Origin of the sequence: Micromonospora sp. NPDC000663 (assembly GCF_042898105.1) — a bacterium.
Classification (GTDB): Bacteria; Actinomycetota; Actinomycetes; order Mycobacteriales; family Micromonosporaceae; genus Micromonospora.
This window is the reverse complement of sequence record NZ_JBIAYR010000010.1, coordinates 63641-75511: the sequence shown is the minus strand read 5'-3', so window position 1 is coordinate 75511 and position 11871 is coordinate 63641. Positions and strand designations below refer to the sequence as shown.

General features: G+C 70.9%; 8 protein-coding genes. 5 read left to right on the top strand and 3 right to left on the bottom strand.

Features of this window, described 5'->3' with window-relative positions; genetic code table 11:
- Positions 1 to 21 precede the first annotated feature (21 nt).
- From ACFY1S_RS25490 to ACFY1S_RS25480, 3 genes are all read right to left on the bottom strand, one after another.
- Positions 22 to 627, bottom strand: a complete 606-nt coding sequence (locus ACFY1S_RS25490; RefSeq protein WP_387122809.1) for a hypothetical protein — start codon at positions 625 to 627, stop codon at positions 22 to 24.
- Position 628: 1 nt separating this feature from the next.
- A complete protein-coding gene (locus ACFY1S_RS25485; protein WP_387122806.1) occupies positions 629 to 1021 on the bottom strand; it encodes a hypothetical protein in 393 nt (130 codons plus the stop codon).
- A gap of 87 nt (positions 1022 to 1108) precedes the next feature.
- A complete protein-coding gene (locus tag ACFY1S_RS25480; RefSeq protein ID WP_387122803.1) occupies positions 1109 to 3286 on the bottom strand; it encodes a HelD family protein in 2178 nt (725 codons plus the stop codon).
- A 472-nt stretch (positions 3287 to 3758) separates the two neighbouring features.
- On the opposite strand from ACFY1S_RS25480, the gene ACFY1S_RS25475 reads away from it, so the two are divergent.
- The 5 genes from ACFY1S_RS25475 to ACFY1S_RS25455 all read left to right on the top strand — a co-directional run bounded on the left by ACFY1S_RS25475 (position 3759) and on the right by ACFY1S_RS25455 (position 11868).
- On the top strand, positions 3759 to 4532 hold the full coding sequence (locus ACFY1S_RS25475) for a hypothetical protein (RefSeq protein WP_387122800.1): 774 nt from the start codon (positions 3759 to 3761) through the stop codon (positions 4530 to 4532).
- A 587-nt stretch (positions 4533 to 5119) separates the two neighbouring features.
- Positions 5120 to 5797: a DUF1028 domain-containing protein gene (locus ACFY1S_RS25470; RefSeq protein WP_387122797.1), complete on the top strand. Its 678-nt coding sequence runs from the start codon at positions 5120 to 5122 to the stop codon at positions 5795 to 5797.
- Between the two features lie 208 nt (positions 5798 to 6005).
- On the top strand, positions 6006 to 9167 hold the full coding sequence (locus ACFY1S_RS25465) for a hypothetical protein (protein ID WP_387122794.1): 3162 nt from the start codon (positions 6006 to 6008) through the stop codon (positions 9165 to 9167).
- Positions 9168 to 9262: 95 nt separating this feature from the next.
- Positions 9263 to 11215, top strand: a complete 1953-nt coding sequence (locus tag ACFY1S_RS25460) for a sensor histidine kinase (protein ID WP_387122791.1) — start codon at positions 9263 to 9265, stop codon at positions 11213 to 11215.
- Entirely contained in the window at positions 11212 to 11868 is a 657-nt protein-coding gene (locus tag ACFY1S_RS25455) for a response regulator (RefSeq protein ID WP_387122788.1), read from the top strand. Before ACFY1S_RS25460 ends, ACFY1S_RS25455 begins: the two co-directional genes overlap by 4 nt.
- Positions 11869 to 11871 lie beyond the last annotated feature (3 nt).

Here is an 11871-nt window from a genome sequence, read left to right as displayed (position 1 = left end):
TGCGTTCGTCGCGTACCCGATTCAGGGTGCGCGAGTGCCTGCGGTGCGGGGCGGACCGGCATCAGGCTGACGTGCGGTCGGTGACGAGGCGAACTGCCGCAGCACCGTCGGGTCGGTGATCATGTCGTCGGCAGCGAGCATGATCACCTTCGACAGGATCGTCGACAGCATCGGGTCGTCGTCGAACGGCAGGTGCAGGCGCCCGGTGCCCCCACGCGCCGGGACGATGCACAGGTAGGCGTCGTTGGGCTCCATCATGATGGTGCCCGAGCCGAGGTGGATCCGGTAGCCGCGCAGGTTCCCGCGTACGTGCGGGTACCGGTCCGCGAGGGTGACCCGGTCGGCGATGGCCATGCGGGGGAGCAGCCGGGCCAGGGCGTCCCGGCGTACCTGTGCCGACGGGGTCAACGCCCCGACCACTGTGCTGTGCCAGTACTCCCGGAACCGGTCCTCGCCGCCGTCGGCCCACTGCGGGTCGGTGGCGATAGAGGTGACGCCCGCCCAGTAGAGGTCTGCCATTCTCCGGAGCAGCGCCCGGACCTGAGCATCTGCCTCCGTCAGCCCGGCCTCCACCTCCCGACGCTCCGACTCGGTAAGCGGGGGAAGCAACGACGGCCAGTCACCCATGTCAGCCACCCACAAGCGGGACGAGCCGCACGAAGGCCACCTCGGGATCCGCGAGCAGGTCGATCTCCTCGTCCAGATCCTCGACCTGGCGGTCACCCACGAGCAGCACGAAGCCGTTACGGGCGAAGGCGTCACACGCCGCGTCCGCCTGACGCTCCCAGTCCAGCCGCCGGCCCCGACCGACCCGATAGCCGTTCAACGTCGCCTCCGCGTCGGTGGGCCGCACCAGACCCCGGAAGACGTCGGCCTGGTCGGCGTTGAACCGCGCCACCTCCTCGCGTACGCGCAACCGGACCAGCTCCCGCGCGGGGATGCGCTCCGGCAGCCCGGTCAACGGCCACTGATCGATAGCCCTGCCCGTCGCTGTCTCGTCCCGAACCGTCACCCTGGCCATCGCGCCGTGCTTCTTGCCTTGAGGTGACCGGCATCATGGCACGACGGTCCGACGGAACCGCTATGCCGACTCCTCGGGCAGCGGGCGTCAGCGAGGCGCGAGGATCAGCTGTCCGAGTTCCTGGGTGCATCGGGTGAGCGCGACGTAGAGGCCGTTCCAGCCGCGCGGTTCAGCGGCGATGCCCTGCGGGTCGACGAGGAGTGTCGCGTCCCATTCCAGTCCCTTGGACTCGGACGCGGTGAGGACCGGCACGTCACGCAGAACCGCTGCCAGCCCTGCGACACGGTGGGCGGGGGCAATGACGCCGACAGTGCCGTCACGCCACCGTTGCCGCAGTCGTCGGACAGCTTCCGAAGCGGCGCCGGGAAGCTCCGCGGACGTGACCGCGAGTTCCCAGGGGGCGATGCCGGAGGAGCGCACCGCGCGCGGCGGCGGGTTCTGGCTGCCGGCCTTCGTCAAGACCGGGCCGGTGAGGTCCATGACTTCACGCGGGGTCCGGTAGCAGATGGTCAGTTCGGCGGCCGTCCAACGGTCTCCGAAAACGGCCCGGACCGCCTGTGCCCAGCTGGTGTGCCGGTGTGCCGCCTCGGCCTGGTCGATGTCGCCGACCGCCGTGATGGAGCGACTGGGGCAGCGCCGCAGGACCATCTGCCACTGCATCTCGGACAGTTCCTGGGCCTCGTCGACGACGACGTGGCCGTACACCCAGTCGCGTTGCCGGCGAGCCCGCTCGGCGACGAACTCGCCCTGTGGTTGCGGGGCTTCGACCCGGCCCAGCAGATCGGCGAGGGCGTCGAGCAGGGGGATGTCGCTCGATGCCCACGTGGCGGGCTCGGCCGCGACAGCGGCGATCTCCTCCGCGGAGAGTTGCGGGGCGAACCGGGCCAGCAGGGTGCGGTCGGCCAGGAAGTCACGCAGCAGGGTTCCGGTGTCGAGGGTGGGCCACCACGCCTCGATGAACCGGGCGATTGTGGCGTTCTCGGCGATCCGATGACGCAGGTCGTCAATCTCGTCTTCGGAGAACAGCCCGTCGACGTCACTGCCGGTGGACGTCCTGACGGGCCGGTGGTCGTTCTGCATGCTCTTGTCGACGCCGGCGAGGATGTCCTCGAAGCCCTCCTCCATCTCGTCCAGCAGCGTCTCGCGTTGCTCGACGACGACTTCGGCGAGGAGATGGTGCAGCTGCTCGGCGAACGCCGCGCGGGCGCGATGGTACGGGCGTCCCTGCACCGCCGAGGCGAGTGCCTGCGCCACCGTCGCGGCGGTGATGACGTAGAACTCGCCCTCCCAGCGCACCTTCAACTCACGAGGTCGGGGGAGCAGCGACGTGACGTGGTTTTCGAGGGCGCTCTGCCAAAGGGCACGGCCCTTGATCTCGGCGAGGAGCCGGCTCTCGTCGCGCTGCACGCTGATCCCGGCCAGCAGAGTGTCGCAGGTCGCCGAGACGACTGCCGTCTCACCGAGCGCGGGCAGCACCTGGGCGATGTACGTGAGGAATCGTGGCGAGGGGCCGAGAACCAGGACCGCCTGGTCGGCCATCCCGCGGTGGGTGAACAGCAGGTAGGCGACGCGGTGGAGAGCGACAACGGTCTTTCCGGTGCCGGGGCCGCCCTGAACGATGAGCGGGCCGGTCGCCTCGGCCCGGATGATGTCGTCCTGTTCGCGTTGCAGCGTGGAGATCGCCGTCGACATGCGGCCGGTACGCCGCTTGTCGAGAGCGGCAAGCAGGGCGCCCTCGCCGACGAGTTCCGTCGTTGTGGATCCGTCCAGTGGCTCGTCGTCCACGCCGACGACAGTCGATCCCTCGGTGCGGATGTGGCGGCGCCGCGCCTGGCCCTGCGGGTCGACAGCCGTCGCGGTGTAGAACGGCCGAGCCGCCGGCGCGCGCCAGTCCACCAGCAGTGGCTCGCCGGCCTCGCCATCGTCGCGGAGACCGACACGGCCCACGTGCCGTACAACGCCGTCGAGGCCGTCGAGGCGGCCGAAGACCAGGCCTTCCCGTGCTTGCCGGAGCTCTTCGTACTGCTGGCGGAGCATGCGGTGCCGGGCCCGCTCCAGTGCGTCCACGGCCCCTGCGGAGAGCTCGGCCCGCAGGTGCTCGGCGAGCCTGTCGCGGCGGGCCGTGGCCAGGTCGAGAAACTCCTGCTCCTCGGCGACCGCGGACCGGAGGGTGCCGCCCGGTGCGCTGGAGGTCGGTGGTTCGTCGTGTGGTGCCACGTCACTGACGCCGGCAGCGCCGTTGTTCAGAGCAGAATCGCGGCGCATTCGCCAATCCCCGTATTGGTGTTTCTCCTCGGCCCGGATCAGCCGTGGGCTATTCCGGCGGCAAGCATAGAGTCGATGTCCACTCGTCGACCAGGAACTCCGTCGGCAGAGACAGGAATCTCAATCCTTGCGATCGCGGGACGTCTGTGGCCTCGTCGAATCGCGATCGACTTGTCGACGGTTCGCCAACCAGCGACTGTCATCGATGTTGCCCGATCCGTCGCAGGTGTGCTGCAATGGCGACCATCGCTGCAGCGTGGGGGCAACCGCGCTGGGAACGGTCAGCGCGGGAGCATGGCAGTGCCGGCAGGGCGCCGTTCTGGCGGACGCGCGCCGCACCGCCGAATCACCTCCACGACGACGGGCAGGTGTCGTACCTGAACCCGCGACGAGGTGGCAGCGATCGCCATGTTCGTAAGCACTGTTCCGGCCCCTTGCCGCGGCAGAGGGCTCAACGCCTTGAAGGATGACCATGCGCCGTTTCCTCGCGGTGTTCACCGCAGCACTGATCTTCGGCACCACAGCCGGCAGCATCCCGGCCGGCGCGTCGGGTGCCTCCCCCCGCTCGTGCACCAGTGGCCTGCTCTTCTGCGAAGACTTCGAACGGTTGCCGCGTGGGGGTGCCAGCACGTTGGACTGGGGCGTCGACACCCGTAACGGCACCCTCACCGTCGAACGCGCCCGCCACGGCAACCAGGTGTTGCACATCCACACTGTCGACAACGGACGCGCGTTCCTGCGCGTCGACGACTTCGCCGCGCCGGGCAACCGCTTCTACGGCCGGATGCGACTGCGCGTCGACGCGTTCCCCACCGCCCCCGACTGGGCACACTTCACGCTCGTGGAGGCGACCGGCACCGGAAGTACGGAGGTCGTCCGGCCGGTCGGCGGCCAGTACGCCCCCACCGTCCCCGGAACCTTCTGGGGTGTGGGCGCCGACGGTGGCCCGACCGGCGACTGGACCAACTGGCGGGAGTCCGCGCCGGTCGTCGAGGACACCTGGCAGTGCTTCGAGTGGAAACTCGACCCGACTGACAATCGCGTCACGGTGTGGATCGACAACGTGGCCCGACCGGAACTGACCGCGTCGACCACCGAACACGGCGGCAACGACGTGCCCTTCGTCCTGCCGACCGTGAACACGGTCAAGGTCGGCTGGCAGCTCTATCAGGGCGGCACCACACCCGGCGAATTCGACATGTGGATCGACGACATCGCTCTCTCGGCCCGGCGGCTCGGCTGCTGACGTCGTTCGTCACGTTTCACGCGTGACCTGACCAGGCACGGCCTGCGGATCTCCGCCGACGGTGCGCCCACCCTGCCGCCAACCGGGGCGGGGTGGGGCCCTCGCGTACCGGCTGCCACGGGCCGTGCCACCCCTCTACCGGCCGGAGACCGTCGTTCGGACTGCGCTACCGTCAGGACGCCTGCACCGGCACCGAACAGTCCGCGTCCGGCGGCTGTCGATGGCCCGCAGGGCGCCCCACGAATCCAGGGAGATGCCGATGCCGGAGCCTGAGCCCGTCCGAGACGATCACGCGGCGGATGCCGACACCCCGGCTCCTGCCGAGACCGAGCCGCCTGCCGTTCACACCAATCGGGCTGCCCGACGCGCGAAGGGCAAGGGCACCTCGCCCCAACCGCACGGGAAGGGTCAGCACTTCGGCGGCCGGGGCTCGGTCCAGAGCCCGCGCCAGTGGGGCAACCGCCGAAGCGGCTGATCGGCACGAGGCCGACTCGACGACGGTGGGCTGGCCGATCTCACCCGACGACGACGGGCTCGTGTTCGGTGGGCTCCGGCATACCGGGCGTCAGGGCGGGTACGCGCCGACCGTGACCTTCTCGATCGCCGCGCGGTGTCCGCGTACCGGCCACCTCGGGGTGGGAGCCCTGACGGCCAGACCCGCGGTCGGCAAGCTTGTCGCACACGTCCAGAGCGGCGCAGGCGCGGTGGCGACCCAGGCCACCCCCAACCCCTTCCTGGCGTACGACGGCCTTCCGCTGCTCGCCGAGGGTCGCTCGCCGGAGGACGTCCTGACCGAGCTGTTGGCGCGGGACCCGGGTCGGGAGGTACGGCAGGTCGGGTTGGTGGACCGGCAGGGTCGCTCGTACGCGTTCACCGGTTCCCGTACGCGGGACTGGGCGGGCCACCACACCGCGCCGGGCTACGCCGTGCAGGGCAACCGCCTGGTGGACGGGCAGACCCTCGCGGCGATCGTTCGGGCGTTCGAGGACAGCCGGGAACTCGACCTGGCGGAACGGCTCGTGCTCGCGGTCGAGGCGGGTGAGGAGGCCGGCGGTGACCGGCACGGCGCACGGTCGGCGACCGTGACCGTGATCGGCGATCAGCCGTACCCTCTCTGGGACGTGCGTGTCGACGACGCCGAGCAGCCCGCGCTGGAGCTGCGCCGCCTGCACGGGGTCTTCCGGGACGAGGTGCTGCCGACCATCCGGGAGTTGCCGACGCGCGACGACCCGATGGGCGAGGGCGCCCGACAGTCGTTGGGGTAGCCCGCGTCTCGGCTACGTGAACGCCTCCGTGCGTCCCGGCCCGGCGCGCTGCTGCTCTGACCTACGCAATGACCGCGCTGGTCGTCCCACCCGTACCGAATCCCGCCCGTCCGGGACACCTGCCCCTGGTTCGCGGGACCGCTCACTTCGGACACTGCGCCTGCGTCCGCCGGTCGGCGGACGCGGAGCAGACCAGGAGGATCCCGAAGTGCGTGTGCTTTTGAGACCGGGCCGGCGGGGCGGGCGCCTGCGGGTGTTGTTCGCCGCCGTCGTGGCCGCGGTCGTGGTGCTGACGCAGAGTCCGGCGGTCGCCGCCGATCCGGTGGACTACCAGGCGGCCCGGTTTCACGACGGAGTGTTCTCCGCCTACATGCGGGCGCACAACAGTGGGGTGGCCGGGCTGAAGAACCTGGTCCTCACCGCCGAGCTGCTGGACTGGCGCGAGCGCAACCCCTCCGCCAGCCGGGACGACGTGGTGCGGCACATGGTGGCGACCCGGCAGGCCGTGAACGCGGCGGGCATCTCCGACACCTCGGCCCGGACCACGTACGCCACGGTCATCAAGGTGATCGACGCGGTCTCCGGGGTGCCCGGCGTGTCGATCGGGACGCCGATGGTCAAGGCGCTGCTGGACGCCACCATCGGCGGCACGATCAGCGCGTCCGCCGAGGTCGAGGACGCGGTGACCAGCGCCTACCAGAACTACCGCTGGATGGACGCGCTGTACGCGGTCCAGGAACGCGCGTGGGGGCAGCTCACCCGGGCCGCGGCACTCGACGCCGACCTGGCTGCCGCGTGGGACGGGGCGATCGGCGCGCACCTCAACGTGCGGGCGACCGCCACCACCGAGCAACTGCTCGCCGACCCGCTGCTCGCCACGTACGTCAACACCGAGGCGATCCTGGAGCATCTCGGCAACGAGCAGGCGTACCTGGCGGCGCTGCGTACCGAACTGCGCGCGGCCCTGGACCGGGTCTCCGGTCAGAACAGCGACATCCTCGACCGGATGGCCGCAGCGGACCTCAAGTACCCGGTCGGCCCGGGGCCGAAGCCCACCCCGCAGGACTACACGAACGCGCTCGCCGAGGCCGCCAGCCGCCAGGTCGCCATCGACGCGGCCGGCTCGGCCGTCGGCATCCTGGCCACCCTCGCCGGCTTCGCCGACGAGAAGGCCGGCAAGGACGTCCTCGCGATCGGCAAGGCCGCGATCAGCATCGCCACCGCGATCAACCAGTACCTCCCGACGGTCGCCGGCCTCGGCCTCAGTGACGCCATCGGCTCGCTGAGCACCGTGATGCTCACCGGCAACGTGCTCGGCGCGGTGATGACGCTCGCCCCGATCTTCTTCGGGTCCGGTCCCACCGAGCACGAATTGGTCATGCAGGAGATCGGCAAGCTGCGCGAGCAGGTCGGTCAGCTGCGCACCGAGATGCACGACCGGTTCGACCGGGTCGAGGCGATGCTCACCGCCATCTACGACGACGTCATGTCGATCATGCAGCGGATGAGCAACGACCTCGGCGGGGTGATCCGCGACCTCGACGCGATCAAGCGGCAGATCTACGGCCTGGAGACCCGGGTGGACCAGCTCAGCCTCTCCATCCAGGAGGCGCTGAAGAAGAGCGCGCTCAACGATGCCGAGTACGTCACCAACACGTTCGTCGGCTACAAGATCCGGACCGGCCGGACCCTCTCCGTTCCGCAGTACGACGAGACCGAGGGCCGTCTCTTCACCGCCGCCACGTCGATCAGCACCGGGGCGCCGTTCGTGTTCACTCCCGCGGAGTGGTCCCAGCCGAACGTGGACCCGGTCCGGGTGCTCGACGAGAAGAGCCCGTACGGGGCGATCGACTACCTGTCCTACCTGGCGCGCACCTGGGACCCGAACTACCCGGCCACCAGCAAGGTGCCGCACGCCGGAGTGTGGACAATGTCGGCGCGGGCGTTCAACGCGCTGGCCCTGGAGAACCCGAGCCTGGCCGGGGACATGGCCGGCGACGACTCGTTCGCCGGTCGGATCCGGCGTGCCGGGCAGGGCATCGTCGACGCCGGCAGCCGGTTCAGTAAGCCCACCTCCGACGGGCACCGCAACCCGCTGTTCACCGGGTTGGTGGACAACTACCGGGGCGCGGTCAACGCCCAGTCGGCGGAGATGCGCCGGCTGCGCGACACGGTCACCGGCGGCGGATACAACCCCTGGTACGGCCCGGACCAGGCGCCCCCGGTGCGGCTGTCCAACACGCGGGAGTACTGGTCGCCGACCCTGGACCAGCAGGGCCGACAGGTCAAGAGCTACAACGTGGACGGCCGGATGTCCGGCTGCGCCCCGTCCAACGGTCTGCCCAGGGTGCTGATGCCGGCCAACGCGCGCCTGTCCGACCTGCCCAACGCGTTCCAGTTGCTCGCGCACGGCACCAAGGAGCGGTTCGAGCCGCACTTCCAGCTCTGTTACGACGCGGAGTTCGTCAACCACGTCACCACCACCGGACCCCGCCTGGAGATCACCAAGGCCGACCTCCAGCTCACCGTGCACGCGCAGATGAGCCTGGACCAGGGCCGCTTCTGGATGGACGTGCGAACCTGGCGCAACACCAGCCCGGCGGGCATCATCTGCTCGTGGAGCGTGCGGGGTGATCTGCCCGACGGCTACTGCCACGACGAGGCGTACGTGATGCGGTACGAGGACGGCGGGCACCGTGCCGCGTTCGAGGCAGGGGCCGGGTTCGCCGACAACCCGGAACGGCTGACCATCGCCCGCACCAGGGCCGACCGCATGCTCTGGGGCAAGCAGAAGCAGTACTACCAGGTGGTCAACGACGCGTTCGCCGATCCGACGTCACCGCTGCGGGCCAGGAACAAGAAGATCACCGAGGCGCTGCGGCTGCTTCAGGCGTACACCAAACTGGGTTTCCCGGTGGCGCTGGAGGCGGACGGATCGCTCGACGGGCATCTCTTCGGTGATCTGCTGCTGCCCAGCGACTACCGGCACCCGGGCGCACCGGTCGGCCGGGAGACACCGCGGACGAACATCATCCAGGCGTACGGGACAGCAGAGGCCAACTACGCCCCGTGCACCCAGGCCGCCGCCGGCGATCCCTGCCCGGACGCGACGACCGAGATCGACCCGCGGGTGGGGCAGAAACCGATCTACTCGCCGACCTGCTCGGGCGCGGACAGCCCCGGCTCGCCGAACGAGTATCTCGGCAACTGCATTCACGCGGTGGCCATCGAGCGGGCCGGGCACCTCGCCGACCTGTACGAGACGTACTCGCAGCGGCTCGCCGCGAACGTGTACGTCGAACGGCTGCCCCAGGTGACCTCGGTGCTCGACCAGATCCGGGTCACCGGCACCGCTGTCGCTCAGAGTTGACAGTGGCCGGGGGGCCGGTTCGGACCGGCTCCCCGCCAGCTCCGGCCGGGCGGGGGATCTCACCCGCCCGACCGGACCGGCACAGTGGACTGGACATGTCGAACGTTCCCAGGTCACACCGGGTCGCCGCCTGGGCCGTCCTCACGGCCACCGCGGCGCTCACCGTCGGCGCTGTCGTCGCCTGGTGTGTCGCGCTGCCGGCGTTCACCGCCACGCAGCTGTATTCGCTCGTCGACCTGATGGACGGTGTCGTCTACGGCGGTGTGGCCTGGCTCGTGCTGACCCGGCAGCGGACCGGCAGCACCATGGCCGGCTGGATCGTCGCCAGCGCCGCGCTCGGCGGCTCGCTGTCCGCGTTCGCCGCCCAGTGGACACTGCTGCACCCGGGACCGGCCTGGCTGCTCTCGGCTCACCACTGGGCGTGGGTGCCGGGCCTGTACGCCCTGGCCGTGGTGATGCCGTGGCTCCTACCGGACAGGCGCTGGACATCTGTCGACCGGGTCGCCGTCGGGGTGGGCCTCGGCTACCTGGCGCTTCTGGTGGTGCTCCTGGCCACGGGGCCTTCGCCCGCCGGGCTGTTCCCGCTGCCGTCCGGCGTACGCGACGTGCGGGACACGCTTGCCCGCCCGCTGGCGCCGGTGTTGCCGTACGTGCTGGTGGCGCTCGGCCTGCTCGCCGCGGCAGGGGCGGCGTGGCGGTGGCGACGGGGCCCGGCCGACCAGCGCCACGGCATGGGCTGGGTGACCACCGGAAGCGTGTTGCTGACCGTCGCCTTCCTGGTCACCGTGCTGCCCCCGGTGGTGCCGGCGACCGTGCCGGCGCTGCTGATTCTCGCCTCCCAGGCGTTCTTTCCCGCCGCCGTCGCCGTGGTGGTGCTGCGCCAGCAACTGTGGGGCCTCCGGCTGGCGGTGCGCCGGACCCTGGTCTGGTACCTGATGACCGGGGGAGTGGTAGGCGCGTACAGCGTCTCCGTGACGGTGCTCGACCGGCTGTTGCCGATCACCTCGCCGGTGCCGCAGCTCCTCGTCACCGGAGTCATCGCGGCGGCGTTCCAGCCAGTGCGGGAGGCGGTGCAGCGCCGGGTGGACCGGCTCGTGCACGGCGAGGGCCCGGAACCGCTGCTGCACCGGGTCGCGCACAGCCTCGGCAATCCGAGCGACGTCGGTACGGCCGTCGGCGCCGCGCTGCGGTTGGCCGAGGTCCGGGTCAGCACGGACGGCCCGGAGCCGCCGGCGTACGACGGCGGACCGCCGGTGACCGTGCCGCTGGTCAGCGGCGAACGCCTGGTCGGGCACCTGCACGCCTGGCCACGTCCCGGTGAGCTGCTCGGCGCCCGGGTGACCGAGGCGCTCACCGGACTGGCCCCGGTGGTGGCAGCCGTCGTGGATCTGGCCCGGACGAACCGCGACCTGAGCCGCTCCCAGCGGCGGTTGGCAGAGGTACGCGACGAGGAGCGGCGAGCGCTGCGGCGGGATCTGCACGACGGGCTCGGGCCGGCGTTGAGCGGCATCGCGCTCGGCCTGTCGGCCAGCCGTAACCTGCTCACCCGTGACCCGCGCCGCGCGGACGAGTTGCTGGAGCGACTCATCGTCGAGCTGACCAGCCGGGCCGAGGACGTCCGGGACCTGGCGCACGGGCTGCTGCCGCCTGTGCTCGCCGACGGCGGGCTCGGCCCGGCGGTGGAGTTGCTGCGCGAGCGCTATGCGTTGGCCGGCCTGACAGTTGTCGTTCGCGTTCCGGTGCCGCTCGAACCTCTCTCCGACGCCGTCGCCACCGCGGCGTACGGCGTGACCGCCGAGGCGCTCCGCAACGTCCAGCGGCACGCAGGGGTGCAGCGGTGCGTGGTGACCCTGGATCGTGGCAGGGACAGGTTGCGGGTCACCGTCACCGACAACGGTCGGGGCCTGGCCGCCGGCGCGATGGGCCCGGGGGTGGGTATGCAGGCCATGCGGGAACGCGCCGACGGTGTCGGCGGGACTCTGAACGTCGCCCCGGCGCTGCCCCGGGGCACCACCGTGTGTCTGAGAATTCCGTTGGAGCCGTTGTGACCGCACCGATCCGGGTCGTCGTGGTGGACGACCATCCCGTTTTCCGGTTGGGCATGAGTGCCCTGCTGTCCACCCTCGACGGGATCGAGTGCGTGGGGGAGGCCGCCACCGTGGCCGACGCGTTGACCCTCGTGGCCCGCGTACGTCCGACTGTGGTGCTGATGGACCTGCACTTCGGGCAGGACTCGGGTATCGCGGCGACCCGGACCCTCACCAGCGATCACCCGCAGGTGGGGGTGCTGGTGGTGACAATGCTCAACGACGACGCGTCGCTTGTCGCGGCGATGCGTGCCGGTGCTCGGGGATACCTGCTAAAGGGGGCGACCGCCGCGGACGTGGAACGCAGCATCCGCGGCGTGGCCAGCGGCGACCTGGTGCTGGGCGCGGCGGTCGCCGGCCGGGCCAATCTGCTCTTCCGCGCCGGCCCGGGCGGCCCGGCGCCCTTTCCCCAGCTCACCGAACGGGAACGCGAGGTGCTCGACCTGTTGGCCCGGGGGCTGCCCAACGACGGCATCGCCCAACGCCTGGGGGTGAGCCCCAAGACGGTACGCAACAACGTCTCGACCCTGCTGGTGAAGCTGCGCGTGGGCACGCGGGCCGAGGCGATCGCCCTGGCCCGCGACGAGGGTCTCGGCGCGCCGCTACCGGGGTGACCG